Origin of the sequence: Methanoregula sp., from assembly GCF_052325125.1 — an archaeon.
Lineage (GTDB): Archaea > Halobacteriota > Methanomicrobia > Methanomicrobiales > Methanospirillaceae > Methanoregula.
This window is the reverse complement of the sequence record NZ_JBKQWO010000033.1, coordinates 25,519-51,386: the sequence shown is the minus strand read 5'-3', so window position 1 is coordinate 51,386 and position 25,868 is coordinate 25,519. Positions and strand designations below refer to the sequence as shown.

28 protein-coding genes and 1 pseudogene are annotated in these 25,868 nt (G+C 58.3%); 20 read left to right on the top strand and 9 right to left on the bottom strand.

Annotated features, from left to right (window positions below):
* Positions 1 to 2: 2 nt before the first annotated feature.
* Genes ACLQMU_RS07780 through ACLQMU_RS07770 form a run of 3 tightly spaced genes read right to left on the bottom strand, consistent with a single transcriptional unit; the run spans position 3 to position 3,767 of the window.
* Positions 3 to 1,313, bottom strand: a complete 1,311-nt coding sequence (locus ACLQMU_RS07780; RefSeq protein ID WP_424039521.1) for a nucleic acid-binding protein — start codon at positions 1,311 to 1,313, stop codon at positions 3 to 5.
* Between the two features lie 16 nt (positions 1,314 to 1,329).
* Positions 1,330 to 2,622, bottom strand: a complete 1,293-nt coding sequence (gene lysA / locus ACLQMU_RS07775) for a diaminopimelate decarboxylase (RefSeq protein ID WP_422149633.1) — start codon at positions 2,620 to 2,622, stop codon at positions 1,330 to 1,332.
* A complete protein-coding gene (locus tag ACLQMU_RS07770) occupies positions 2,619 to 3,767 on the bottom strand; it encodes an LL-diaminopimelate aminotransferase (RefSeq protein WP_422149632.1) in 1,149 nt (382 codons plus the stop codon). The genes lysA and ACLQMU_RS07770 overlap by 4 nt, the downstream gene beginning before the upstream one ends.
* A 107-nt stretch (positions 3,768 to 3,874) precedes the next feature.
* Here ACLQMU_RS07770 and cutA point away from each other — a divergent pair, with 107 nt between their 5' ends.
* From cutA to ACLQMU_RS07730, 8 genes are all read left to right on the top strand, one after another.
* The gene (gene cutA / locus ACLQMU_RS07765; RefSeq protein ID WP_422149631.1) at positions 3,875 to 4,240 is read left to right on the top strand and encodes a divalent-cation tolerance protein CutA; all 366 of its coding nucleotides are present in this window, start codon (positions 3,875 to 3,877) and stop codon (positions 4,238 to 4,240) included.
* A 95-nt stretch (positions 4,241 to 4,335) separates the two neighbouring features.
* Positions 4,336 to 4,812, top strand: a complete 477-nt coding sequence (locus ACLQMU_RS07760; RefSeq protein WP_422149630.1) for a DUF1890 domain-containing protein — start codon at positions 4,336 to 4,338, stop codon at positions 4,810 to 4,812.
* Positions 4,800 to 5,081: a DUF1894 domain-containing protein gene (locus tag ACLQMU_RS07755; protein ID WP_422149629.1), complete on the top strand. Its 282-nt coding sequence runs from the start codon at positions 4,800 to 4,802 to the stop codon at positions 5,079 to 5,081. The genes ACLQMU_RS07760 and ACLQMU_RS07755 overlap by 13 nt, the downstream gene beginning before the upstream one ends.
* A 220-nt stretch (positions 5,082 to 5,301) precedes the next feature.
* Positions 5,302 to 5,691 carry a response regulator gene (locus ACLQMU_RS07750; protein ID WP_422149628.1) on the top strand — a complete coding sequence of 130 codons (390 nt, stop codon included), beginning with the start codon at positions 5,302 to 5,304 and terminating at the stop codon, positions 5,689 to 5,691.
* A gap of 92 nt (positions 5,692 to 5,783) precedes the next feature.
* Entirely contained in the window at positions 5,784 to 7,442 is a 1,659-nt protein-coding gene (locus tag ACLQMU_RS07745; RefSeq protein ID WP_422149627.1) for a 2-oxoacid:acceptor oxidoreductase subunit alpha, read from the top strand.
* Positions 7,439 to 8,287, top strand: coding sequence for a thiamine pyrophosphate-dependent enzyme (locus tag ACLQMU_RS07740; protein WP_422149626.1), 849 nt, complete (start codon positions 7,439 to 7,441; stop codon positions 8,285 to 8,287). Before ACLQMU_RS07745 ends, ACLQMU_RS07740 begins: the two co-directional genes overlap by 4 nt.
* Before the next feature lie 78 nt (positions 8,288 to 8,365).
* The gene (locus ACLQMU_RS07735; RefSeq protein WP_422149625.1) at positions 8,366 to 9,202 is read left to right on the top strand and encodes a hypothetical protein; all 837 of its coding nucleotides are present in this window, start codon (positions 8,366 to 8,368) and stop codon (positions 9,200 to 9,202) included.
* Positions 9,203 to 9,384: 182 nt separating this feature from the next.
* Positions 9,385 to 10,353, top strand: coding sequence for an IPT/TIG domain-containing protein (locus tag ACLQMU_RS07730; protein WP_422149624.1), 969 nt, complete (start codon positions 9,385 to 9,387; stop codon positions 10,351 to 10,353).
* Between the two features lie 105 nt (positions 10,354 to 10,458).
* On the opposite strand, the gene ACLQMU_RS07725 is transcribed toward ACLQMU_RS07730, so the two are convergent.
* Entirely contained in the window at positions 10,459 to 10,626 is a 168-nt protein-coding gene (locus ACLQMU_RS07725; RefSeq protein ID WP_422149623.1) for a hypothetical protein, read from the bottom strand.
* Between the two features lie 60 nt (positions 10,627 to 10,686).
* On the opposite strand from ACLQMU_RS07725, the gene ACLQMU_RS07720 reads away from it, so the two are divergent.
* The 9 genes and pseudogenes from ACLQMU_RS07720 (at position 10,687) to ACLQMU_RS07680 (ending at position 18,576) form a co-directional block, all read left to right on the top strand.
* Positions 10,687 to 10,818, top strand: coding sequence for a rubredoxin (locus ACLQMU_RS07720; RefSeq protein WP_422149663.1), 132 nt, complete (start codon positions 10,687 to 10,689; stop codon positions 10,816 to 10,818).
* 15 nt (positions 10,819 to 10,833) lie between these two features.
* Positions 10,834 to 12,018, top strand: coding sequence for an FprA family A-type flavoprotein (locus ACLQMU_RS07715; protein WP_422149622.1), 1,185 nt, complete (start codon positions 10,834 to 10,836; stop codon positions 12,016 to 12,018).
* Positions 12,019 to 12,071: 53 nt separating this feature from the next.
* Positions 12,072 to 12,368 (top strand): annotated as a pseudogene (locus ACLQMU_RS07710) (desulfoferrodoxin); the annotation flags it as partial.
* A 75-nt stretch (positions 12,369 to 12,443) separates the two neighbouring features.
* A complete protein-coding gene (locus tag ACLQMU_RS07705) occupies positions 12,444 to 13,901 on the top strand; it encodes a TrkH family potassium uptake protein (RefSeq protein WP_422149621.1) in 1,458 nt (485 codons plus the stop codon).
* 75 nt (positions 13,902 to 13,976) lie between these two features.
* Positions 13,977 to 14,789, top strand: coding sequence for a Ni-sirohydrochlorin a,c-diamide reductive cyclase ATP-dependent reductase subunit (gene cfbC, locus ACLQMU_RS07700; RefSeq protein WP_422149620.1), 813 nt, complete (start codon positions 13,977 to 13,979; stop codon positions 14,787 to 14,789).
* Positions 14,755 to 15,795: a nitrogenase component 1 gene (locus tag ACLQMU_RS07695; RefSeq protein WP_422149619.1), complete on the top strand. Its 1,041-nt coding sequence runs from the start codon at positions 14,755 to 14,757 to the stop codon at positions 15,793 to 15,795. The genes cfbC and ACLQMU_RS07695 overlap by 35 nt, the downstream gene beginning before the upstream one ends.
* Positions 15,788 to 16,915, top strand: coding sequence for a nitrogenase component 1 (locus tag ACLQMU_RS07690; protein WP_422149618.1), 1,128 nt, complete (start codon positions 15,788 to 15,790; stop codon positions 16,913 to 16,915). The genes ACLQMU_RS07695 and ACLQMU_RS07690 overlap by 8 nt, the downstream gene beginning before the upstream one ends.
* Before the next feature lie 146 nt (positions 16,916 to 17,061).
* Positions 17,062 to 17,481, top strand: coding sequence for a hypothetical protein (locus ACLQMU_RS07685; protein WP_422149617.1), 420 nt, complete (start codon positions 17,062 to 17,064; stop codon positions 17,479 to 17,481).
* A gap of 174 nt (positions 17,482 to 17,655) precedes the next feature.
* Positions 17,656 to 18,576 carry a PAS domain-containing protein gene (locus tag ACLQMU_RS07680; protein ID WP_422149616.1) on the top strand — a complete coding sequence of 307 codons (921 nt, stop codon included), beginning with the start codon at positions 17,656 to 17,658 and terminating at the stop codon, positions 18,574 to 18,576.
* Between the two features lie 958 nt (positions 18,577 to 19,534).
* Here the strand turns inward: ACLQMU_RS07680 and ACLQMU_RS07675 are convergent.
* The 3 genes from ACLQMU_RS07675 to ACLQMU_RS07665 all read right to left on the bottom strand — a co-directional run bounded on the left by ACLQMU_RS07675 (position 19,535) and on the right by ACLQMU_RS07665 (position 22,448).
* Positions 19,535 to 20,653 carry an isocitrate/isopropylmalate dehydrogenase family protein gene (locus ACLQMU_RS07675; RefSeq protein WP_422149615.1) on the bottom strand — a complete coding sequence of 373 codons (1,119 nt, stop codon included), beginning with the start codon at positions 20,651 to 20,653 and terminating at the stop codon, positions 19,535 to 19,537.
* Entirely contained in the window at positions 20,632 to 21,129 is a 498-nt protein-coding gene (locus ACLQMU_RS07670; protein WP_422149662.1) for a 3-isopropylmalate dehydratase small subunit, read from the bottom strand. Before ACLQMU_RS07670 ends, ACLQMU_RS07675 begins: the two co-directional genes overlap by 22 nt.
* A 68-nt stretch (positions 21,130 to 21,197) precedes the next feature.
* The gene (locus ACLQMU_RS07665) at positions 21,198 to 22,448 is read right to left on the bottom strand and encodes a 3-isopropylmalate dehydratase large subunit (protein WP_422149614.1); all 1,251 of its coding nucleotides are present in this window, start codon (positions 22,446 to 22,448) and stop codon (positions 21,198 to 21,200) included.
* A gap of 168 nt (positions 22,449 to 22,616) precedes the next feature.
* Between ACLQMU_RS07665 and ACLQMU_RS07660 the strand changes: the two genes are divergently transcribed.
* From ACLQMU_RS07660 to hisE, 3 genes are all read left to right on the top strand, one after another.
* Positions 22,617 to 23,345 carry an SIMPL domain-containing protein gene (locus ACLQMU_RS07660; protein WP_424040442.1) on the top strand — a complete coding sequence of 243 codons (729 nt, stop codon included), beginning with the start codon at positions 22,617 to 22,619 and terminating at the stop codon, positions 23,343 to 23,345.
* Positions 23,346 to 23,510: 165 nt separating this feature from the next.
* Positions 23,511 to 23,954: a NusA-like transcription termination signal-binding factor gene (locus tag ACLQMU_RS07655; RefSeq protein ID WP_422149612.1), complete on the top strand. Its 444-nt coding sequence runs from the start codon at positions 23,511 to 23,513 to the stop codon at positions 23,952 to 23,954.
* Positions 23,951 to 24,265 carry a phosphoribosyl-ATP diphosphatase gene (gene hisE / locus ACLQMU_RS07650; protein WP_422149611.1) on the top strand — a complete coding sequence of 105 codons (315 nt, stop codon included), beginning with the start codon at positions 23,951 to 23,953 and terminating at the stop codon, positions 24,263 to 24,265. The genes ACLQMU_RS07655 and hisE overlap by 4 nt, the downstream gene beginning before the upstream one ends.
* A gap of 33 nt (positions 24,266 to 24,298) precedes the next feature.
* Here the strand turns inward: hisE and ACLQMU_RS07645 are convergent, their stop codons facing one another.
* Entirely contained in the window at positions 24,299 to 24,748 is a 450-nt protein-coding gene (locus tag ACLQMU_RS07645) for a bifunctional nuclease family protein (protein ID WP_424040444.1), read from the bottom strand.
* Positions 24,749 to 24,816: 68 nt separating this feature from the next.
* Positions 24,817 to 25,833 carry a lysylphosphatidylglycerol synthase transmembrane domain-containing protein gene (locus ACLQMU_RS07640; RefSeq protein WP_422149609.1) on the bottom strand — a complete coding sequence of 339 codons (1,017 nt, stop codon included), beginning with the start codon at positions 25,831 to 25,833 and terminating at the stop codon, positions 24,817 to 24,819.
* Positions 25,834 to 25,868 lie beyond the last annotated feature (35 nt).

Sequence of the window (25,868 nt, the reverse complement as noted above, 5' to 3'; positions counted from 1 at the left end):
TATTATGGCGGTGCAAGGGCGTCCAGCCGGGCGACAAGGGCGGCAAGGCGCTCTGCCACCTTTTCCGGGCACCACTCTGCCGGTTCTGCCGTATCGGGGATGATACGGCTTCCCGAAAGCACTCCTGTTATCTTCATCTCGCTCCCGGCCGGGAACTCTCCCCCGATAAGGTACCGTTCTGTACCATCGTCGATGAACGTGCACCCGTTGCCGCGAATGATCGCCCCGGTAAAGGTGATTGCCCGGGTTTCTTCGTGCGGGACCCGGAACACGCTGCCCCGCCCCACACCGAGCTCGATGCTCCCGAACCTGCCGGGCTTTGCCGCCGCATGGTAGATCTCGACACGATCGCCGGGATGCACCGGCGCCAGCGCCTTCTCCCCCCAGAGCACGACATTGAGTACTTCATCCCCGTCACCGATGCGGATATTGCGCACCCACGAGGCCGTCCCGTCCCGGGAGGTAAACGACCGGGGCTCCTGCACGGTCTTTACCTCGCCCGTCACTGCATAGTACCCGGTATCGCCGACCGAAGCGAGCGGCGCAAAGGGGACGGTGACGACGGCATCGGAAAAACCCACGGTGGCCATCTCATCGATGCTGTAGGCCCGCCCCTCGGAACGGCGGTCGGGTTTCGCCCCCGCAATATGGATAGTACTTCCGGCCGGGATATCCCGGAGCAGGTCCGGTGCCCATGCAACAAGGCGGGCAGTGCCGTCTGCGTCACCGATCACGCACTCCATCATCTCCCCGGTCGTCCCGTCCCGGCGCGTAAATGCCCGGGGCGTATCTGCCCCGATCAGGAGCGCATCGAGATCGACCGGCTCTGTGGACAGTCCCGACCCGTTCCCACCGGCGGTCACATTGCAGGTAATCTCGCTGGTGGCCTTTCGTAAGGCAAGCGCGTAGATCTCCCGGGTATTTTTTCCCGGGTGCCTCCCGATAATCTCCAGTACCTCGCCCGGCGTGAGCTCCAGGGCCGCACCCGCCTTCTCGTCCCAGAGTACAACCCGGGTGGTCCCGGTCTCGTCGCCCACGAGAAGAGTGGCAACCCAGCCCTTCTCGCCGTCGTTCCGGGTAAATTCCTTTGGCTCGGTTTTATCGATCACCTTGGCAAAAAAACAAAAAAGGCTGGATTTTCCGGAGAGTTCCCTGACCTTGACATGCTGCCTCCCCAGTGCCCCGACCACGAGCATCGCCGCGGTCGGCTCATCGAGGAGGTCGCCGCACTCCCCGATCTTATCCTCAACGCGCCGTTCGAACTCTTCCTGCGTGATGAGGTCGTCGACGAGCGCGTAGTGGAAAAGTACCACGGGAAGGCTCCTGTGCTCACTGCTGCCAGGGCGGCCGCACCATGGTGCCGGTCAGGTCAGCGAGGGTCTCACCGCGCCGCATAAGCGCGGCATCTTTTCCGTGGATCAGCACTTCGGGGCAGCGGGGCCGGCCGTTATACTGCGAGGACATGGCATACCCGTAGGCCCCGGCGTCCAGCACTGCGACGAGGTCCCCGGCGGCGAGCTCCGGCAGTTTCCGGTCGGCGGCAAGGATATCGCCGGTCTCGCAGATGGGGCCGGTGACGGTATATTCGGTGGTCAGGGATGCATCCGCACGGTTTGCCACGATCACCTCGTGGTAGGCATCGTACATCGCGGGCCGGATGAGCAGGTTGAAACCGGCGTCCACGTTGGCAAACCGCTTGTGTGCCGATTTTGTCGAATTGACCCGGGTGAGGAGCACGGTTGAATCGGCGACTAAAAAGCGGCCCGGCTCGATCCAGAGTTCGGGAGTGATGCCTGCCGTTTTAATCCCTGCCAAAAAGACCGGCATGACGGCCCGTGCATAGTCTTCCGGTGTGGGAGCCGGGTCGGTGTCGTGGTGGTACGGAATGCCCAGGCCCCCGCCGAGGTCGAGGAACTCGAGTTTCACTCCAATCTCCGAGAGTTCCTTTGCGATCCGCACCATGACCTCCGCTGCCTTTGCAAACGGCACCACGTCGAGGATCTGCGACCCGATGTGGCAGTGGATCCCGACCGGTTTTACATTTTTGCAGGCCAGTGCCTCCCGGTATGCGGACGGGATCTGCCCGTGAGGGATCCCGAACTTGCTCGTGGCAAGGCCGGTGGCGATCTTGGGATGGGTCGGGACTTCGAGCGCCGGGTTCACCCGGAACGAGATCTCCACGATCTTGCCGGCTTTTCCTGCTACTGCGTTGAGCTGGTGAAGTTCATCAAGGGAATCGACCGAGACTTTCACGTCATGCTTGACGGCGAGAGCGAGGTCGGCTTGTGTCTTTGAGCTGCCGTTAAAGAGCAGTTTCTGTGCCGGCATGCCGGCCTCGAGGGCGAGCGCAAGTTCTCCGCCGGAGAATACATCAGCCCCGGCACCCAGCCGGGCAAGCGCCCGCATCACCGCGAGGTTGCCGTTTGCCTTTGCCGCAAAGAGCACCTGCACCCTGTCGTACCGGGCAGAGAGGGCGAACTGGTACGCACGGAAATTCTCGCAGATCCGGTCCTCGCTGGTCACGTAGAGCGGGGTGCCGTACTGCTCTGCAAGGGTGACGCAGTCGTGGCCTCCGATGCAGAGATGCCCGTTTTTTATCGTGAGATGGGGCGGGAGTTTCACAAGGATAGCCTCCGCATGCGTCCGAGGGCTTCCTGTATCCGCTCCACCGGCCGGGTGATCGCAAACCGCACGTAGCCTTCTCCCGCAGAGCCAAAGCCTATGCCCGGCGTCACCACGATACCTGCTTCGTTGAGAAGTTTTGCTGCAAAGGACATGCAGTCTTTGACCGGCATCCAGACATAGAACGTTGCCTTCGGGGCCGGCACATCAAAGCCCAGTTCCCGGAGCCCGGCAACCAGCACATCCCGGCGCTCCTGGTAGATGGCGCAGGCTTCTTTCACGCAGTCCTGCGGGCCCGAGAGTGCTGCAATAGCGGCATGCTGGACGGCGTTAAAGACACCAGAGTCCACGTTGGTCTTGACCCGCCCAAGGCCCGCAAGGATCTCCGCATTCCCTACCGCCATACCAATCCGCCAGCCGGTCATGTTGTAGGTCTTGGAGAGCGAGTGCATCTCGACGCCGACTTCCATCGCTCCTTTTGCCTCCAGAAACGACGGGGCACGGTAGCCGTCAAACGCGACCTCGGAGTACGGGTTGTCCGAGACCACGACGATATGGTGGTCGGCGGCAAAATCCACCACCTCGCGGTAGAACGAGAGCGGCGCCACAGCAGCCGTGGGATTATTGGGGTAGTTGATGAACATGAGCCTGGCAGAGCGCACGACATTTTTGGGCAGGTCATCAAGGACAGGGAGGAAATTATTCTGCCGTAAAAGGGGCATCTCGTGGACTTTACCCTCGGCAAACAGGGTGCCGGTCGAGTACCCGGGGTAGCCGGGACTCGGGGCAAGCACGTAGTCCCCCGGGTTCACGAACGCCTCCCCGATATGGGTGATCCCGTCTTTCGACCCCATCAGGGCGAGGGTCTCAGATGACGTATCGAGTGCGACCCCGAACCGCCGGTGGTACCACCCGGCGACAGCTTCCCGGTACGCAGGCATCCCCGCGTACGAAGGGTAGTGGTGGTTCGCCGGGTCCCGCGCAGCCGTGCAGAGTGCGGCAACAATGTGCGGAGGGGTGGGGAGATCCGGGTCGCCCACGCCCAGATCGATGATGTCAACACCTTTTTTCTGCTGCTCTGCTTTCATCTCATCGATCCGTGCAAAAAGATACGGCGGGAGATTGCTCATGCGTGTTGAGTACATAGGTAGTACCCGTTCGTGCCCCGGCCACTAGTAATTAACGATCAGGCAGGGATACCATCCGGTCCCGGCCAGGGAGGGTATGCTTAATATCGGACGGGTGCGAACCAGTGACGTACGGTACATATGTACCTACCAAGTGGGAGCGGACAGGAATGGCAACGGATATCGTGGTGATCCTCTGCACGGCGGCGCCGGCCGAAGCGGCATCGATGGCGCAGGCACTGGTCAGGCAGCAGCACGCCGCATGCGTCAATATCGTTCCTGTCCAGTCGGTCTACCGGTGGAAAGGCAGACTCTGCAACGATCCTGAACACCTGATGATCGTAAAGACCACCAAAGAGGGAGCCGATCGGGTGGTGGCAGCCATCCGGTCGATGCACAGCGCCGAAGTCCCGGAGATCATCGTGCTGCCGGTGACATCGGGACACGCTCCTTATCTCGACTGGGTGCGCCATGAAGCCGGGGGTTCCTGACCCCTGCAATAAAAGACGGTGCTTCAGGGCAGGATACGCAGGATTATTGCCTCGGGCTCCAAAAAAGGAGAACTAAAAAAAACCGGATGCAGGTCATGGAACCAGATACCATCGCACAATCCCCGAAGACGGCGCTCCTCGTGCTGGGGTGCCCGCAGGTGCCGGTGCAGACGAGCATCGCGCTGTACCTGGTCAGCCGGCTCAAATCCGCCGGCATAACCCCGGTCATTGCCGGCAACAAGGCGGCAAATACCCTGATGGTCGTTGCCGATCCCGACCGGCACTACATTGGGGAGGTCATGGACCTTGACCGGGCCGTTGCCCAGATCACGGAAAAGAAGCGGGACTTCGACCGGTGTTTCGTGTTCATCCACAACGATGCCGGGATCAGTTATGCGGCAACGATGGGTGCGATATCGAAAGCGAAACTGTATGTCCTGGTGTATGGCGAGCACCAGGAGGATCTCGTGCAGCAGATCACCTTTCCCTGCACGAAGATCGCGGCAAAGGCAGTGCACAACCCCCTGCCGCTGAAAAAGGCGATCGACGAGGTGGCTCCATGGGCTGCGTAGAAGCGCTTAATTACGAGATCCTGATCCGTGATGCATCGTTCAAGGAGTGCCGGGATTATATCAGGAGCAATTTTTCCGAGTCTATCGATGTCGAACCGGGGTTCAAGATCTTTGACGTCCATGTCATCGGCGTCCCCCCGATTGCCGTTGGCCTCGACGGGGATTTTGTTATTTTTCCGTACACCAAGCCCTGCCACGGGACATACCTCCTCCGGGTACAGGATGCCGAAGAAGCCGCACGTCTGCGGGCGCAGAAAAAAAGCCGGTAATGGGAAAAACACCCCGGCCCGGGGGTGATTTCCCGAAACCTGATCGGCAGTCGGCCGGTCCACATCAATCCTGTTCGCAGGCAGGGGCATGACCGGGTCCCCCTCGTTTCCTGCAGGTCAGGCAGTTTTTCCCTGCTGTTTCCCACAGCGTGAAAACCTGCCTGTGGGTGAAAATATATAGTGTGCCGGGTCGAAATAGAAACACGGGCGAGGAGAGGGCATGGCAGGCAAAGGAAAAGTGCTTCTGGTGGATGACGAGGATATTATTCTCGATGTCTCCCGCGAGGTGCTCCAGTTTCTCGGGTACGATGCCGCTTTTGCAAAAGAGGGCGCGTCAGCGATAGAGCTGTATGCGCAGGAAAAGGAAGCGGGCCGGCCGTTTGATCTGGTCATTATCGATCTCTCCATACCCGAGGGGATGGGCGGCCAGGAAACAATAGAGAAACTCCGCAGCTACGACCCGCAGGTGAAAGCGATAGTATCAAGCGGTTATGCCAACGACCCGGTTGTGCAGGACTTTTCCAGTTACGGTTTTTCCGGCAGGCTTACCAAACCCTACCGGATCAACGAGATGAAAACGATGCTTGAGAATATGATCCCGAAGAGCTGATTTTTTTTCTTTTGCCTGCTTCATGCGCGGGGCGATCCCCATCCCAACCTATATACCGTTCCCGGAAACATCAGAGATGTGAAGGAACGCTCATGAAAGAACTATCCGTGCTCGTCGGGGGCAGAGCCGGGGATGGGATTAATAACGCCGGTGCGATAGTCGCCCAGCTGCTCAACCATCTTGGCTATTTTGTCTATGTCTATACCGATTACCCTTCCCTCATCCGCGGGGGACACAATTTTGCGCTGGTGCGTGCCGCTGATGAACCCATCGGTGCATACAACGACCGGATCGATTATCTTGTCGCACTCAACCAGGAGACCGTCGACCTGCACCTCCTGCACTGCCCGGACTGTACCATAGTAGCAAACGCGGATCTGGTAAAATCCTTACAAAGCGGCCAGGCGGTTTCCATAAATTCCATCCTGAAGGCAGAATCCGCCCCTGCCATCACCGGAAACTCCGCTATGATTGGCGCCTTTGCAAAAGCGGCAGGCATTCCGTGGGAGATCGTCGGGGAAGTTTTCCGCCGGCATATGCCAAAGGCAGTAGACGAGAACACCCGTGTTGCGCGGCGGGCATACGACCAGGTACAAACGAGCCGGCCGATACCGGCGATCGCCGGTCGGCCGCATACCCTAATCTCCGGGAACGAAGCGATCGGGCTTGGCCTGGCTGCCGGTGGCCTTTCTGCCTACATTGCCTACCCGATGACGCCGTCATCCACCCTGCTCCACTTCCTTGCCGGGAATGCAGAGCGGTTCAGGATAACAGTCATCCACCCGGAGAACGAGATTGCGGTTATCCTGATGGGCCTGGGCAGTGCCGTGGCCGGGGCAAAAACCGCGGTCGGTACTTCAGGTGGCGGGTTCTGCCTGATGACCGAAGGGCTCTCGTTCGCCGCTATGGCGGAGATCCCGATCGTGATCGTGGTCTCCCAGAGAACCGGCCCATCGACCGGCCTCCCGACATATACCGGACAGGCGGATCTCCGGTTCGTGCAGTATGCCGGGCAGGGTGAGTTTCCCCGGTTCATCGTGGCGCCTGCCGATCCCGGTGAGGCATATAGCTGGTCTGCGGCAGCCATCCGCCTTTCCTGGAAGTACCAGATCCCGGCATTTGTGCTGACCGATAAGACCCTCTCGGAAGGATCCTACAGTGTCGATTATGAACGGCTTATGGATCTGCCGTCTCCTGATCCCGTGCTCTGGGACGGGCAGGAGCCCTACCGGCGGTACCGTGTCACCCCGGACGGCATCTCCCCTCTCGCGTTCCCGGGAAGGAAAGATGCCGTCGTGAAAGTGAACAGTTATGCACACGATGAGGACGGGATCACAACCGAGGACGCGGGGCTGGTTACCCTGATGACGGAAAAGCGCCGGAAAAAGGAGGCGAAACTGAAAGAGGAGATGAGCCGGTACCCCTGCGTCAGTGTCCGGGGTACGGCCGGTGCCACGACCGCCCTCCTCTGCTGGGGGTCTGTTCGCAATGCCTGCGACGAAGTGGCCGCACGGCTGGGGCTGCGGGTCATCCAGCCTGTGGTGCTCTCTCCCTTTCCGGACCAGCAGTTTTCTGCTGCGTGCCAGGGGGTAGATCGCCTGATCGCGGTCGAAGAAAATGCCACCGGGCAGCTCGCGGCGCTCGCCCGGGAGCACGGCGTGAGTGCAGATGCGACGATCCTGAAGTATGACGGCCGCCCGTTCACCCCGGATGAACTGCTCCTGCGGGTGCAGGAGGTGCTTCCTTCATGACCCGGAACCTGATCACTCCTGCGCAGAACACCTGGTGTCCCGGCTGCGGAAACTTTTCCCTCCAGCACACACTCAAGGATATCCTTGCCGGCTTTGAAAAAGAAGGCTGGTCCCTTGACGACGTGGTGCTGGTCTCGGGTATCGGGTGCCATGCGAAGATCGCCGATTACCTAAACATCAACAGCGTCTACGCGATCCACGGCAGGACGATCCCGGTAGCAACGGGGATCAAGCTCGCAAACCCGAATCTTACGGTCATCTGCTGCGCGGGAGACGGGGACACGTACGCGGAAGGGCTCGATCACCTGATCTTTGCTGCCAAGAGAAATATCGATATCACCATGATCGTCCACAACAACCGGGTCTATGGTCTCACTACGGGGCAGTACACCCCCACGTCCCCGCTGGGATTCAAGGGAAAATCCACGCCGTCGGGAACAACCGAGTACCCGTTCAACCCCCTGGAACTGATGCTTGCAAGCGGTGCCACGTACATCGCCCGGGGCTACACGAGAAAGATGCCGCAACTTGCGCAGCTGATCCGGCAGGGCATCTCCCACAAGGGTTTTGCCTTCGTCGATGTCCTCCAGATCTGCGCGAGTTTCTTTAACATGACCGAATATTACCAGTCACGGGTATACGACCTGACCGGTCACGATACTGCCGATTTTGAGAAGGCGTGCATAAAAGCGCGGGAATGGGACTACAACCGCGACGCGCCCATCGCACTGGGGATATTCTACGAACAGGTCCTCCCCACCTTCGATGACCGGTACCCTGCCCGGGACATATCCACTGAGGAACGCATGCGCCGGATCCGTGAACTTTTTGAGGCATCGGCGTGATAGTCATCCCGGCGCGGTGCCGGTCGAACAACCCGTGAAATGAGGTCAGGTAACCGGGGCGGCGACGGGAAACAGCATATGGAAATAACGGACGTAAAAGGTGGGGAGGGGCACCGGCAGGCAGCTTGGCATTCCGCCCTCGTGACCCTGGTACTTATCCCCCTCGTGATCGCACTTATCTGGCTGCTGGAGAATTATCTGCTTGCAGGAAATACCCGCCTCTTCCTTCAGGCCAGTCTGTCGGGTCTTGTGATCTATTCCGTGCTTGCCGGTATTCTCGTAGGTATTATTGTTCCCGCCGTGCGCATCCGGGCGGCTTTTCTTTCCGGCGCCGTCAATATGTTCCAGATCGGATTCCGGTCAACGCGCCGCACGGTTGCCGCCGTCAGCCTGACTGCCTTGGGGGTATATGCAGGATGTATGATTCTGGCCCTCTCAGGGCAGGTGAGCTTTGACCATTCAACCGGTGCAGCGCTCTTTATTCTCCTGCTCCCGGCAGCGATTGCGGCGGTGATGATCTGCTGGGTGCTGGTGGGAACCCATGTCCAGGCCTATGTCCGCAGCGACGGGGCGATGATATCGGTCTTTGCCGGTGTCCTCCTGACGGCACTCGTCTTTGCCCTTTCCATGGCGGTGTTGTTTGGAGGGGCTGATGTACAGGAGTCGGTTGCCGGGTTTTTTGCTGCCGGGTGCATAGCCGCTCTCTTTTTCTTTGCCGTCCGTGACGTCTATGCGACGATCATTGTCGTCACCACCAGTCTCGTGGTCCTGGAAAACTCCCGTATCGATCCCACGTATCTGGTCCCGTTCAGCCCGGTGGTTGCCCTCTGCGGGATTCTTACCACCGGCGCACTGGTGGGGCTCCACTGGCACTTTTCCCGGCATTATACGACGGTGTTGCTGCCGGGAAAATGACCGGGTTCTGCCGGCACGATTACCTGTCGGCACGGGAGTGACGACCCGGGAGGACTGGCCGCTCGCCGGGCGTTGAAGAACCCGGATCGTTCCCTTATGAGAAGTTCAGGACTTTCTGCCATACCGGGCCGTTTTTTTTACGAATCCAAATTTTTATCCGTCTGGGCGCAGAACGCTATGTCATGACTGGAAAATCCCGTTACGGACTTCTGCTGGGCCTGATCCTTATCCTCTGCGTGTTTTTTGCCGGCTGTTCAAGCCAGAACACTTCCACGACCACCACACCGGTCACGACCACCCAGGCCGGGCCAAAATACACGGCAGGCGATATCGTTACGAATAACGCGTCATCGGCAATATGGCTGATCGTATCCTATGACACTTCCAGTGATCTGTACACGCGTGCGCTGGTTGTGAAAAATTCCGATGGCACCTGGGGGCAGGTAACGGGCACAACGGATAATTTCCCCCGTAAGGATATGGAAACTCTGTACCCGGTACTGCTCACCCAGGTTTCCGTGTCATCGGTCCCCATCAATACCCCGACGGTCCCGACGACCGTGGTAACCACTCTCTCGGGAAGCGGACCGTTGCTGACCTCGATATCCCCAACGAGCGGGGTTACCGGTACGAGTGCGACCATCACGATCACCGGGAGCAACTTCCAGACCGGGGCAACGGTGCGGTTGATACAGCCGGGACTCCTGCCCATAACGGCAACGGGTGTTTCGGTCTCTTCCACCCAGATTACCGGCACTTTCAATCTGGGCAGTATGAACGCAGGCACGGCGAATGTTCAGGTAATAAATCCGGACGGCCGGTCAGCCTCCCTTTCGAACGCGTTCACCATCGGAGCAGCTTCACCTGTGATCACCGGTATAAGCCCAACGAGCAGTTATCTTGGCGAGTCGCTCACCCTGACCGTCAACGGCCAGAACTTAAACGATATCGCATCGGTGATTCTGGTTTCAGCTGACGGGACTCTGCAGGTTCCGTGTTCAGGAGTGTCCTCTGGATCAACAACGGCCACGTGCACTCTTGCGGTCCCCAGTTCTGCAACCCCGGAAGTGTACAATGTTCAGGTCATGAATTCTGATGGCTTGACAGGATTGCTGAATTCGTCATTTACCATCAACAACGCCACTTCATAATTTTTTTACCGGCCGGCAAGAGTTAAGATGCGTTCCTTTTGCCTTATCCGGTGTCAGGCCGCTCACAAAATTTCCCCGTAAAAGACCGGTATGCACACAGGCTCCTCATGATTCGGAAGCGGCATTCCTGTAATTGCCTGCTGCGACGCCAACCTGCAGATCTTCCTCGTGGAACCCGATTTTCCCGTCCGGGGAGGTATCCACCAGGTGCAGCAGCGCCCGCCCTCTTTCGCGTGCACTATCGAAACGGTTATTCCCTGCGATACTCCACACTCTACCAGCCAGTAAAAAGGAGCGGTGTTATGGATCGATGCGTATGCACTCTCTGCGGGCATGGTTATAATCCCGAAAAAAGGCGAACCGCTGCAGGACATCAGGCCCGGTATCGATTATGCCAGTCTGCCGGCAGACCGGGCCTGTCCGGTCTGTTTTTGCGTCCATGGACAAGGTCAAAAAAAGGAGTAACTCCCGGTGATCGTTATGGTTTCCCGTGAACTTGTCTCCGGAGTGTACTGGGTGGGGGCGTTCGATTTTGACCGGCGGATCTTCGATGAGCTGATCCCGCTGCCGGATGGGACGAGCTACAATGCATATCTTGTTACGGGCAGCACAAAAACCGCGCTCATCGACACGGTCGATCCGACAAAGGAATACGATCTCCTCTCAAACCTGGTCAAGCTGGGCACCGAACGCATCGACTATATTGTGATCAACCATGCAGAGCAGGATCACTCCGGCACACTCCCCATGATCCTGGAGTTCTACCCGGACGCACGGGTGGTCACAAATGCAAAGTGCCGCGATCTGCTCGTAGCCCTCCTGCACATCCCGCAGGAACGGTTTCTCATTATCACCGACGGGGAGACCCTGTCGCTCGGGAACCGGACGCTCCGGTTCTTTATCACGCCGTGGACTCACTGGCCCGAAACCCAGATCACGTTCCTTGTCGAGGATAAGATTCTCTTCCCCTGCGACCTCTTCGGGTTCCATGCCGCCACAAGCGAGCTCTTCATCACTGACGAGGCTGCCGCGTACCGTTCGGCAAAACGGTACTATGCTGAGATCATGATGCCTTTCAGAGGGAGTATCAAGGGTTACGTGGAGAAAGTCCGGGGGCTCTCCCCGGTGATGATCGCACCAAGCCATGGCCCGGTCAACAAAAACCCGCAGTTTATTCTCGATGCGTACGCTGACTGGGTATCGGACACGGTCAAAAACGAGGTTGTCCTCCCGTACGTCTCGATGCACGGCAGCACCGCAAAGATGGTGGAGCACCTCACCGGGGCGCTCGTTGCCCGGGGGATTGTCGTTAAACCCTTCAATCTCACCCGGACCGATATCGGCGAACTCGCTCTCGCTCTCGTCGATGCGGCCACGGTCGTGATCGCAACCCCGACCGTCCTCTTCGGCCCGCACCCGACCGTCGTCTCCGCAACCTATCTTGCGAACGTGCTCCGGCCCAAGACCCGGTTTGCATCCGTGATAGGCTCTTATGGATGGGGGGGAAAAAGCGTCGAGACCATCACGAAGATGCTCGACCATGTCAACATCCAGCTGATCCCGCCGGTCATGGTTCAGGGGGAACCCGATGAGGCGGCGCTCCAGGCTCTCGACCGGCTGGCAGACGAAATCTTAAGGAAGCATAAAGAGATCGGCATCGTGTAAGGAAAGGAGGGGGGATATGACAAAACCCTCCGGGATTTAGCCGGTGCGATGTCTGTGGAAACATCGTTATGGTTGTCGGCGCATCCGGTGGCACTCCGGTGTGCTGCGGCCAGCCAATGGTTCTCACGCAGGAAAAAACAGCCGATCAGGATCATGAGAAACACGTGCCCGGTAATCAGGAAGACCGCCAAAGGGATCAACGCCAGGGCCGGCTCCGTTCCGTTGACAATATCTCTATCAAGTGGCTCCCGCCCAGTGAGAAACCAGAAGCAGAGTTCCCGATCAGTGATACCGGTGTGAAGGCACGCGAGCTCTGCAACGTCCACGGCCTCTGGACCAACAAAGCGTAACCGCGTATCTCATTAACATTTTCTGGTCTTTTTAGAGGCAAATCCTCATAGAGCACAAATGACAACTTCCTAGTAATGCACCGGCTCTCCTACATCTCCACGATTGCCGCCGATCTTGGGGATATCTTCTTCTTTATTGCCCCCATCACTGCGTTCCCGCTGGTAGTCACGGTACTCTATTCGGAATGGTATATGTTCCTCCCCATGGCTGCCGTTCCGGCCATCTTTTTTCTCCTGGGACTGGTTCTAAAACGTCTGCCCAGGAACGAGCGCGAGAACCGGCTTTCGACGGCGCTCTGCTCGGTTGCCCTCTTCTGGTTTGCCTGCGCCATAGTATGCGGCATCCCGTTCATGCTCGGCCTCAACATGAGTTTTACGGATTCTCTCTTTGAGGGAATGGCCGGGTGGACCGGAACCGCGTTTACCATGATGCAGTCCCTTGACACTGCTCCCCACACCCTTCTTTTCTGGCGCTCCTTCATGCAGTGGATCGGGGGCATCGGGATCATCGCGTTTGTCATCGCTCTCGCCGGCAGCACCGGGCTGTTCCGGGGAAAACGTTACCGGACGGAAAGCCGGGAAGAGCCCCTCATGCCCAGTATTATCTCGACAGGACGGGCAATCTGGAAAATCTACGGTTTTCTTACGTTTATTGCAATCGGGCTCATCCTCTTCACCGGCCTTTCCCTCTGGGATTCTGTCAATCTCGCACTCACCACGATCTCCACGGGAGGCTTTACCCTCCACAGCGGTGGCATCCTCTCCTATCACAACATCATGCTCGAGCTGCTGCTTATCCCGCTCATGATCGCGGGTGCACTGCCGATCCGCCTGTACTACCTGATTGCGGAGAACCGGCGCTGGAGCCTGTTTGGCGACGAGCAGGTCAAGCTTTTCTTTGTTGTCATGGCCATCGGGACCGCCGTCCTGACCTATGATCTGATCTACTTCGGCAATGCGGATGTTGTCACGGCCCTTGAACAAGGACTTTTCATGACGGTATCTGCGCTGACGACGACCGGCTTCCAGATTGCGGATCTCCAGACCTGGGCGAGCGTGACGCTCCTGTTTCTCATGATGCTCGTGTTTATCGGGGGGGCAGCCGGCAGTTCATCGGGAGGCATCAAGTTGAACCGGGTAGTGCTGGGGCTCCGTGCGCTCGTCTGGTGGTTCCGCCGGCTCTTTGTAAGCGGCAAGGTGCTGATTCCCTTTAAGAGCGAAGGCCGTATCATCCCGCGTGCGACTGCCGAACTGGAGACCGCAAAGACGATGCTCGTGATCATCCTCTCGGTTGTTGTCATATTCGTTGCGACCATTGTCATCCTGCAGTTCGACCAGTCCACGTACCCGATCACCAGCATCCTCTTTGATATCACGTCCGCATTCTCCACGTGCGGGATCACTACGGGGTATGTTTCTGCCGATATGCCGGTCGTTTCGAAATGGGTCTTTATTATCGTGATGTGGCTGGGCCGGCTTGAGGTGATCCCGGTCGTCATGTTGTTCATGGCGCTGTTCCGGGGCTCCGACTAAAAGGGACCGTATACACAAATATACTTTTGTTAACTTCAGAAGACCTAATATAAACTGCCATCTCATAGTACGGTAATGAAACAGATCGCCCTGTACGGAAAAGGCGGTATCGGGAAGTCCACGACATCAGCGAACCTCTCTGCCGCTCTCTCACAGGCAGGGCATAATATCCTCCAGATCGGGTGCGACCCCAAGCGGGACAGCACCCGTATGCTGATGCAGGGCAAGCTGATTCCCACCGTGATGGACCTGGTACGCGAGCGGGGCGCTCCGGGCGTGACCCCGGCCGATGTGGTCTATACCGGCTTTAACGGGGTCCGGTGCGTGGAAGCCGGGGGGCCGGAGCCCGGTGTCGGCTGTGCCGGCCGGGGGATCATTGCCACGTTCCAGCTGCTGGAGAAGTTCGGGACGCTCACCGGTGACGTGATCGTGTACGATGTACTGGGCGATGTGGTCTGCGGGGGGTTTGCCATGCCGATGCGGGAGGGGTATGCGCAGGAAGTGTATCTCGTGACCTCGGGAGAGCTCATGTCCCTGTACGCGGCAAACAACATCTGCAAGGCGATAGAGCGACTGAGTGCCCGCCCGAAAAGCAGGTGCCGGCTTGCCGGTGTCATCTGCAATGCCAAGAACCAGCCAAAAGAAGAGGAACTGGTGGCCGAATTTGCCCGCCGGGTCAACAGCCATCTCGTCCAGTTCATTCCCCGTGATCGCGTCGTGCAGCTGGCGGAACTGAACCGTAAGACCGTGATCGAATACGAGCCGGCCTCGGCCCAGGCTCAGGTATACCGCGATCTTGCCGTCCGTGTCATGGAGAATACCCGGTTTACCATCCCCACCCCGCTTGAGATCGATGACCTTGAGGCCCTTGCCATCGAATTCATGTAGGTCTGCCGGCTGCACCCTCACGGGAGCACTGTCGGTGACTACCCATGTCCGCGACGCGATAACGGTCGTGCACGGCCCGCAGGGATGCACCCATCACAATTTTTCCCTTTTACATGCGACAAGCCTCGACAATGACCGTATCGCCCTCCCCCCGCTCGTTTCGACCGGGCTTTCGGAAACCGATGTGGTCTTTGGCGGTGAGGGGGCACTCGACCGGACCCTTGATCTGGTGATCGCACGCAGTCCCGGGGCTGTTTTTGTGCTCTCGACCTGCATCGTGGAAACGATCGGCGACGATGTCGGGATGGTCTGCGGATCCAGATCCGGGGTGCCGGTCGTTATGGTGCCGACCGCAGGCTTCCTCGGGGGATCGTTCCAGGCCGGGGTCAATAACGCGCTCATCGCCCTTGCCGGTATGGCACGACCGGCAGAGGGAAACGGCCGGGTGAATATCATCGGTGAGAAAAATCTCGAATACGAGGTCGACGAGAACTTCGCCGAGGTCTCCCGGCTGCTCGCCCTGCTTGGTCTTTTTGTGAACATCCGGTTCGTGCATGACCTTGCAACAGACAACATTGCCTCCCTCGGTGCTGCCCGGCTCAACGTGCTCCGCGATCCCTCACTCATCCCGGTTGGCGAATATCTTAAAGAGCGCTTCGGGACGCCGTATATTCCCGCTTATCCGGTCGGGATCACCGGTCCCGTCGCGTTCCTCGAATCCGTGGCCGGTGCCTGCGGTATTGATTACCGGCGTGCGGTGGATGAGGAGCATGCACTCCGGCAGGAGACGCTCGACGATTTTGCAGATCTTGCAGGGGCCGGGATCTCATTTGCCCCCCTTCCGCCAGACCCGGAAGGATCCCGGGCGGCGCAGGATATCGCACAGGCGCTCCGGCTCGATATCACCCCCTCCGGCTGCCCGGTGCCGGTACCGGTGACGCCCCCGATCGGTATCACGGGAGTACGACGGCTGCTGCACCGGTGGAGGAGGGCGCTTCATGCCTGAATGCGAGACCCCGCTCTGGCCCTGTGCCATGACCGGGGCTGCGGCCTGCCTTGCCGGGTTTGAGGGAATCTCGGTTGTCATCCACGGTTCGAGCGGGTGCTATTATTATCCCGCAACGCTGCTCCATGCTCCCCTGCACGGGACCTTTATTCTCGAAAACGAGGCGATCTTCGGGTCCGGGGACCGGCTTCGTGAAGTAATCGGCGACCTTTCCGGCAGGGGGGGCCGGATAGCCGTCATCACGACCTGTGTCCCGTCTGTACTTGGTGAGGATATAAAAGCGATGCTTGACGGAACCAATGTCATCCTCGTCGATAGCCCCGGGTTTTCCGGGGAACTTGAAACCGGGTACCGGGCGGCACTTGCCGTGCTTGCCCCGGAGACGGACCCGGAACGACCCGGTGTCAATATCGACGGGGTGTCCCTGTCAGATCCGTTTTACGAGGGAAACGTACGGGAGGTCTCCCGGCTGCTGCACCGCGCCGGTGTCCCTGTGGGAACAGTGTTCTGCCGGGACTGGTCCGAAATGGCGGGGCATGCAGCGCCGCTGACGATGGGAACAAATGACGATTTTGCATCCGGTGTGGGGAAGTACCTTGGCGGCACACTGGGTATCCCCGCTCTCCGTGCCACGTTTCAGAATCTTGCCACGGTGCGTGAAGGTGCGGATGCAGACCCGGTCCTTGCCGAACTCGACCTGCAGGAAGAGCGGGTGATCCATGCCTGCGACAAGTTCCTCCGCCGCTACGATCCCCCCGGAGCTGCGATCTTTGCCGGCACTGCGTATGCACTCTTTGCCGCAGATACCCTGAAACGGTATCTCGACGCAGAGATCCTCCTGGTCGGCACACGCAACGACCCCCCGCTTTCGGCCGCACCCTACACGGTAGAGAAAGTGACGGGGCTGGAACAGGTTGCCCGGAAGATCGCAGAACGTTCCCCCGATCTTATAATTGGATCGTCATTCGAACGATCGCTCGGCGGCGACCGGGCTTTTGTGGGGATCATACCTCCGCTCCGCGGACGGGTCCGGCTTGCCGAGCCCCCGCTGGCAGGCACCGGAGGCACGCTTCATTTCGTTGAGAACGTCCTGAATTCCTGCATGGACAAGAAGACGTAAATGCAGGGGCGCTGTTCACCCGGCACAGGTAGCATACCCCGGAAAACAATCCATATCCCCTTCTCATTTCACTTTCACCCCCCGCACGGCCCCGGGTTATATACTGCCCGGGAAAGATGCATTGTTACGACAGAAGGTGGTCGTGTATGATGCAGAAGGCAGGTTATATCCAGCGGACCGGGTGCAGGGCGATCGACCGTGACGGCAGACTCCATGAAGTGGCAGAACTGCATGTCATGGGTGCCCGGTATGCAATCCGGCTGGCGGATCTGGCAAAAGGCATGTCCGGGCGACAGGTGGTCGTTCAGGTGGAAGCGCTCGTCCGCGAGTGGAACTACTATCTTGGCGCCACCTGCGGTCTCGCCCAGGTGTCGGCATCCGGTAAAGCCCTCAACATCGAACTCTTCGAATCAGGGAACTTCACGGTTTCGCTTCTTGCCCTCCGATCGGTCATCTACGGGCGGGAACGCCTCGCCACCATCGCACGGATCCCCGAACAGCCGGCATCCCCGGCCTGGAAAGACCGCAGGCTTGCCGGCCAGCAGCAGATCAGCGCACTTGTCTGACCCTGCACGCTCCTTCTTTCGTACCCTCTCCTTTTTTCAGCCCTTCTCAGGTTTCCGGACCGGCTCACCTGATCGCGGTGTGCAACATTAATAGCCCCAAAAAGAAACGTGTACGTGTGAGAGAGGGGATGTTTTTGGTCGGGTACCGTCCCCTGTCAGTGCAGGAGACCGGCAATGAGTGAACACGACGACGACAGCCTCTACAGGGAACTGGTGGAACACCAGCAGGACCTGCTGGTCAAGTTCACTCCTGACGGGCACCTCCTGTTTGTCAATACGGCGTACTGCCATATGGTGGGAAAGGCCAGGGAGGAACTTGCCGGAAGTGTCTTTATGCCGGCAACCGATCAGCGTTACTCAGAGGTCATGGCTGCCCGGATGACCCGGCTCTTCCGGCCACCCTATGCATGCCAGGTGGAACAATGGATCTCTTCACCGCAGGGACCGCGGTGCATCAGCTGGTCGGCACGTTCGATTACCGACGGAAACGGGAACGTGACCGCAATTGTGGCCACCGGGCGGGATATCACCCGGCTCCAGAGGGAGCACCGGTCCATCAGGAAACGCGATGAGGAACTGATGCTGCTTCTGGAGAGCGGCACGCAGATGTATTTTACGCACAGCCCCGATCATACCCTGCGCTATGTGAGCCCCCGGATCCGGGCCCTTCTCGGGGACGCTTCCCGATCAGGTAAACGGCTGTGGACCGATTACCTGACCGACGAACCGCTCAATGCGAGAGGGCTGGAGCGGACTCTCAAGGCAATCTCTTCAGGGAGGCGTGAACCGCCGTACAGGCTGGAGTTTTACGGCCAGAATAACACTAAGATCTGGGTAGAAGTCAACGAGATCCCGGTGGTGAAAGACAAAAAGACCGTAGCCATCGCCGGGTATATCGTGGATGTGACTGAAAAGAAAAAAGTCGAAGAGGGGCTGATCGAAGCCGAGATTCTCCTGAAAGGTTGCGGGGGACAGAAAAAGGCCGGGGGGGAAGAGGCAGACCAGGGACCGTTTGCTGCACTCAAAACTATCTTCTCACCTAAAAAATCACAAAGCGATAATGATATTCCTCCGGACATCCCGGACAACCTGTGATAACTGCAGCGATAGTCCATCATACTTTCTTAGAAAAGACGGGTTTTATCGGATCTTGCGATCCCTCTTCCAGCAACGAATTTGAGATCGATCCAGGTACCGAATTGGCAGGAAATTCCGGAAAGAACGATCGGATCGCGAGCGAAACAATTCCGGAAAACCGATCGCCCCGGCCCGTCATCATGATCGGTCATCCCGACCTTTTAAAAAATCAGCAGCCCCCCTCCCCCTGTCTCTCATTCCGCAAAAAAAATGATCGGACCGATCGATCTCAGATATCGGTCGGGGTGATCACTTGTATTCCAGTATCGCAACATGTGTTTCTACTGGAGTTTTAGGCGGGACGGGGTAGTCGCCCCGACCGTACCCAATAACCGGTCGGTCCGACCAATCTCAGGAATTGATCGGGGTCGCCCCTCATGCCACAGGGATCAGGGGTAACCCCCCTCCCCCTATCTCTCATTCCACAAAAAACAGATCGGACCGACCGATCATCAAAAGAGATCGCCCCGACCCTGTTGTTCATGCGGGATGGACCTCCATCATAAAGACGATACAGCCCCATTCCGCTGCCGTGGGGGCTAACGGTGCGCCCCAAAAAAGGGCGATGGCGGGGGCGCGGGTTTGTCCAAGGGGACTCCCGCGGACGGGAGGCTTACCGCCGATCTTCTTGGCGCATATAGAAGAATTCTGCTCTGTTGAAATCCTGGATGGGATTTGTAAGAACGCTCTTTTAGGACTCCGGCAATCCTTGCCTTCGCCCCCGCATGCTTGTGGCATCCCCCGCTTCGCGATAGCGCTGTATTACCCGTACTCAGGCAATGCCCCCGACACGGGTAATACGAAAAGCATCGCATGTGCGCCCTGTCCTCCCAGGGGGACGCATTGGCGCGAAGAGGGAAGCTGCACAAATTTAAAAACAGGTTTTCTACAGAGAAAAAAAATCTGAAAACGGGACCTACTTCGCCTTTTTCACGCATTCCGCAATATATGAACCGGCCTTTGCGGTTCCCGCCATTCCGCCGAGATCTTTTGTCACCACGCCGACCTTAATGCTCTTTTCAATGGCTTTGACCACGGCTGCCGCCGCCTCATGCTCGCCAAGGTGATCGAGCAGGAGCGAGCCGGCCCAGATGGTCGCGATGGGGTTTGCGACATCCAGGCCCTTGTACTTCGGCGCCGATCCGTGAATCGGCTCGAACATCGAGGTACCTTTCGGGTTGATATTGCCGCCCGGGGCAAGTCCGAGGCCGCCCTGGATCATCGCGCCGAGATCGGTGATGATATCGCCGAACATGTTGGGCGTGACCACGACATCGAACCATTCGGGGTTCTTCACAAACCACATCGTGACCGCATCGACAAAATTGAAATCGGTGGCGACATCGGGATACTTCTTTGCGGTCTCGGAAAAGACGTCCCGCCAGAGCCCGTACACATCGGAAAGGACGTTTGCCTTATCCACCGAGGTGAGCTTTTTCCGGCGCTTCTCTGCAAGCTCGAACGCGTAGGTCTGGACCCGGCGCGCCCCTTCCCTGGTCACGACCCCGATCTGGTAGGCCAGCTCCTCGGCATCGCTCTCGACATCGAGGCCGAACTTCACGTTGTAGAGGTCGCGCACGACTTCAAGCTCGATCTTCTGGTGCTTTTTGAACCGGGAACCGATCCCGACATAGAAGTCCTCGGTGTTCTCCCGCACGACCACGAAGTCGATGTCCTTTGACGTCTTGTTTGCAAGCGGCGTCTCCACTCCTTCGAGCAGCTTGATCGGCCGGAGGTTCACATACTGGTCGAACGAGAACCGGAGCGCAAGCAGGATGCCCTTCTCAAGGATGCCCGGAGGTATACGGGGATCCCCGATGGCACCGAAATAGATCGCCCTGAACTTTTTGAGTTCTTTGAGGTCTTCCTCGGTCAGGAGCTGCTTTGTGGCGAGGTAGCGGTCCGCCCCGATATCGAAATCCGTCCAGTCGATTGCAAAGTTGAACCGCTCGCCGGCAGCTTCCAGAACTTTTTTCCCCTCTGCCACGATCTCCGGCCCGATGCCGTCCCCGCCTATTGCCGCGACTTTGTACATACCGGCACCTCCGTTAAATTCCTGGCATACTCCACAAGACCACCGGCATCAATAATGCCCTGCATGAACGGGGGCACCGGCTCAATGGCGAGCTTGTTGCCGTCAACCTCCGCGTATCCCTTTTTAAGGTCGAGCGTAATCTTCGCACCGTCTGCGATTTTATCCGTATCATGGCAGACCACCGGGAGCACTCCGACATTTATGGCATTCCGGAAAAAGATCCGGGCAAACGATTGTGCCAGCACCACGTGCACGCCGCTCCCGAGAAGCGCCAGCGGTGCGTGCTCTCGTGAGGAGCCGCACCCGAAGTTCCTCCCGCCGACCACCACGTCGCCATCCTGTACCGTCTTTGCAAACTCGTCCCGGGTGCCCTCAAAGGCGTGTTTTGCGAGCTCGTCGGGATTGTTGATCGTCAAAAACCGGCCCGGGATGATCGCATCGGTATCGATATTGTCGCCAAATTTCCAGACCCGCATGTTCTTTGTCCGGGGGGTCTGGTCAACGATCATGGTCTTTACCGTTGAGGTCTTCTTGGATGGCATGGTCACACCTCCCGCGGATCGGTGATCTCGCCTTTCACCGCGCTCGCCGCTGCGGTTGCCGCAGAGCAGAGGTACACCGACGCCTCGGTGCTGCCCTGCCGGCCCCTGAAGTTCCGGTTCGATGTGGAAAGCGAGACCTCGCCGGGTGCGAGCAGGCCAAACGACCCGCCCATGCAGGGCCCGCAGCAGGGGGCCTCGACAAGCGCCCCGGCCCTCACGAATCGTTCAATGAGACCGTTTTCGAGTGCTTTCAGGTATTCATCGCGGGATGCGGGGATGACAAGCACCCGGGTTTTGGGATTGAATTTCTTTTTACCCAGCACTTCCGCAGCCTCTGCCAGATCTTCGTACCGCCCGTTTGTGCAGGAGCCGATAAAGACCTGGTCGATATGCGTTCCTTCGACCTTGCCGACCGGCACTCCCTGGTCAACATTATGGGGGACGGCGACCTGCGGATCAAGGTCCGACACGTCGTACGTCCGCTTCTCAGCAAACTTCGCATCGTCGTCACTTGCAAGCCCGAACGGCTTCATCTTCCTGCGGCCTTTCATGTACTCCCACGTGACCTTGTCGGGCGGGACGATCCCTGCTTTCGCGCCCATTTCGATAGCCATGTTGCAGCAGGTCATCCGGCCCGGCATGTCCATTTTTGCGATGGTTTTCCCGGCAAACTCGATTGCCTGGTAGGTCGCGCCATCGGCCCCGATATCGGCAGCAATCGCGAGGATCAGGTCCTTTGCCCCGACACGTTTCTGGAACCTGCCCGACACCCCGGCCCGGATTGTCTCCGGAACCTTGAAGTAGAGGGCGCCGAACTTCAGCGCAAAACCCATATCGGTCGAACCGATACCGGTCGCAAACGCCCCGACCGCCCCGTACATGCAGGTATGGGAATCGGCACCGACCACGATCTCCCCGGGTGCCGCACGACCCTTCTCCAGGACCACCTGGTGGCAGACCCCTTCGTTGATATCGTAGTTGCGGATACCCTGCTCTTCGGCAAATCTGCGCATGTACTGATGGATTTTTGCCGCTTCCAGGGAATCGGCCGGGATCTGGTGGTCGAAGAGCATGATGACACGTTCCGGATCGAAAACGTGTTCTCCTCCCATCTCGGAGAACTTCTGGATGGCAAGAGGGCCGGTAATATCGTGGATCATGGCGCCGTCAATGGGCGTCATGACCACTTCGCCTGCCCTGATATCGCTGCCGCATTTCCGTGAGAAGATCTTCTCGACGATTGTTGATCCCATGCTCTATCGCCTGTACTATACACAGTGCCGGCACATGTACTTTGGGGAATCAGGGTTCCCCCGGATCTATCCGGAGTCATTATCCGGGTTTTCCCGGTAATTACGAATAATTTCGCAGTCAAAGCAATCTTTAATCTCCCCGATCTCCAATAACTGGCCGGATATACTATGAGAAGAACAGCAGTTCTTGTTTTGGCCGTGGTGGTTCTTGCCATGGCACTGGTAGGCTGCGTATCAGCCACGGACTCCGTAAACGACCATGTCATCCAGGTCAGCGGCAGCGGCACGGTCACCTGCACGCCCGATCGTGCACAGATCAGTTTTGCGGTCGAGACCGAGAATTCGGATGTCAAAATTGCACAGGCGAACAACGCTCTTGCGATGAACAATGTCATGGACGCACTCGCGGCAGCGGGTGTTCCCCGTGACCAGATAAAGACCACCGGCTATACGATTACACCGGTCAACCAGCAGGACAGCAATGGCATCCTTTCGGGCCCGGCGACGACCTACCAGGTGACAAACACGCTCCAGGTCACCCTCAAGGATCCTGACACGACCGGCCAGATTATCGACACTGCCGTCAACGCCGGGGCAAACAGCGTAAACTCCATCCAGTTCATGCTCTCCGATGAACAGGCGCAGGCGCTCCGGAGCCAGGCGCTCACGAAGGCGATCGCAAACGCGAGAGCCGATGCGGATACTGCCGCGGCAGCCCTCAATGTCACGATCACCGGGACACAGGAGGCCGATATCAGCCAGGGCTACACCCCGGTCGTCTACAGTAATTACGACACGCTGGCGGGGACTTCCAAAGCCGTGGCAGCTCCGACCCCAATCCAGTCCGGGGACATCACCGTCACCGCCCAGGTATCCGTTACCTACACGATCAGCTGACCGCAGCCGGCTTCATCACCGGACTTTTTTTTCCAAACTTTTTTACCCAAGCAGCGTGTGATTATTTCATAAGCCAGCATACACGTATCCGGCATAATCGGACCAGCATATATCCAAGCATCGAATATCAGTAAAAATTGCGGATACAATAGGAATGATTTTGATATGGAGCGAAATATCGGTTTTAAGGAGCGAAGGTATATTGAAGAGCTGCGGATTCTTACCCGGTCAACGGCCCTGGACTGCGTGATCGACGACCGGTTCGACCGGGTGATCTACGTGATCCGGCAGGGCGACATGGGCCTTGCAATCGGAAAAAAAGGCGACAACATAAAACGGCTCCAGAACGTACTGGGCCGGCGCATCGAGATGGTCGAGTACGCCGAGCAGCCCGAAGATTTTATCGCCAATATTTTCAAACCTGCGGAAGTCGCAGGGATCGTGCGCGGCCCTGATGACGGCCCGGTGAACGTGCTGGTGAACAGGAAAAGCGATCTCGGTATCGCGATAGGAAAAGCAGGCTGCAATATCGAGAAAGCGCGGCTTCTCTGCCGGCGTTTCTGCGGTCTTGAGATCGGGGAGGTCCTGCTCGTGCAGGAGGAATCATGAGTCCTGCGGAAACCAATCCGGTGGATACCCGGGTGATCCGGGATCTCTGGGAGATTATCTGCGAGCGGGCGGCCCATCCGGACGAAACCTCGTATACGAGCCGGCTATTGAGGGACAAAAAAGGGATCGACAAGGTGCTCGAAAAGGTAGGCGAGGAGTCCACCGAATTCATCATTGCCATAAAAAACGGGATCCCGGAGCGTACTACCGAAGAGGCAGCCGATCTCCTCTTCCATATGCTCGTCGCGCTCCGCGCTGCGGGGGTCGAGCTGGAAGACGTCATGCAGGAGCTTGAGCGCCGGCGCAGGTGAACGCCACCCCTTCTCATAACCTGCAGGCATCCCCTATTTCTGCAGGAACGTCGAGAGATCGACCATATCGGAGACCGCCCCTCTCCGATCTGCTGTGGCAATCAGGCCTTCATCCACAAATATTGGTGCACTGGCGCGCAGGGCAACGGCAATCCCGTCGCTCGGCCGGCAGTCGAGGCATTCATTCCTGTCGTCAGCTGCAAGGACAAGCTGGGCATAATAGACCCCCTCTTCTGCACTGTCAATCTGGAGGTGATGGACGGAGATCGAGAACCGGTTCATGAGATCCAGGAACAGGTCGTGCGTGAACGGGCGGGGCGGCACCTCCTTGTTGTGGGCGCTGTTGATGGAGACCGCTTCCCAAAGGCCGATAAAGATCGGCATCAGGCGCCCGGCACCATCGGTCAGCACGACCACCGGTACGGTGGCCGAATCGTTTATGGCCACAAAAACACCCCTGACTTCGCACCTGACCTGCTGCATATCCGTTCAAGAGACATTACCCTGCCGTATGATAAGAGTTGAGGTTGGCGGCGGCAGGTGCCGGGCAGTTACGGGTTGCCCGACTCTCTCCTGACGATAATAAGGCTGGAGACGATCCCGAGGGCTATGTTGAAGTAGTACAGCACGATCCGCCAGATGACAACGAAGACGCCGACAATCGCTGCGGGAATAAAAAGGGCGTACATGGTGGTTGCCCCGACCTCGGCAATGCCGGAACTGCCCGGGGTCAAAGGAAGCATCATCAGGATCGCAAGGATGAGCTGGATCACAAACGATTCGAAGAAGAGCGGCGGTTGTCCGAGACCCACGAGGATCAGGGATGCAGTTACGATCTCCGAGACCCAGTAGAGCAGGGTAAAGAGCATCCCCCATGCCAGCCCGGATTTTGCGGTCCTCATGAATCTCAGCACGGCTGCATGGAAGTTTGCAATCTCCGTATCGATCCGCCCGAGGACCTCCGTGACGCGGGCCGGTTCCCATTTCCGGGTAAAGAAGCGCGCGGCACGGTCCGCCAGACGCTTCATCACATCGGGCCTGCGGATGGCAAGGTAGAAGAGGAAGAGACAACCTGCCACAAAGATCCACGTGATGTAGACCATGACGTCCGAGATCGCCCCGAGGCTCTTCCACTGCTCGGAAAGGGCAAACATCGCAAATGCGGCAAGGCAGGCAAGGGCAATCCCGTCCAGTACCCGCTCCATGATCACGATCGCTGTCGCATCCCCGAGCGGGACTTTTGCCTTGTACAGCTCGTGCACCCGGACCGGTTCGCCGCCGGCCTGTGCAGGGGTGACTGCCGCGGCAAGCAGGTTGGCAAAAACGAGGTTTAAGGAATAGAAGAACTTTATCGGGTACCCGAGCGACCCGGACATCTTCTTGACCCGCATCGCCCAGAAGCACATGGTCATGACGTGGGTGAGGAACGCGAGGAGTAAAAACCATGGATTGATTTTCTGGAGGTACTGGATAGTGTTGGCATTAATCGTCAGGTACAGGATGACAATCAGTACCGTGAGAGAGAATCCGACGGAAATATACAACCATTTCTTCTGCGATCTCTCCATGTACCCTCCGCGACGGGTTTTTAGCCTGCCTGTAT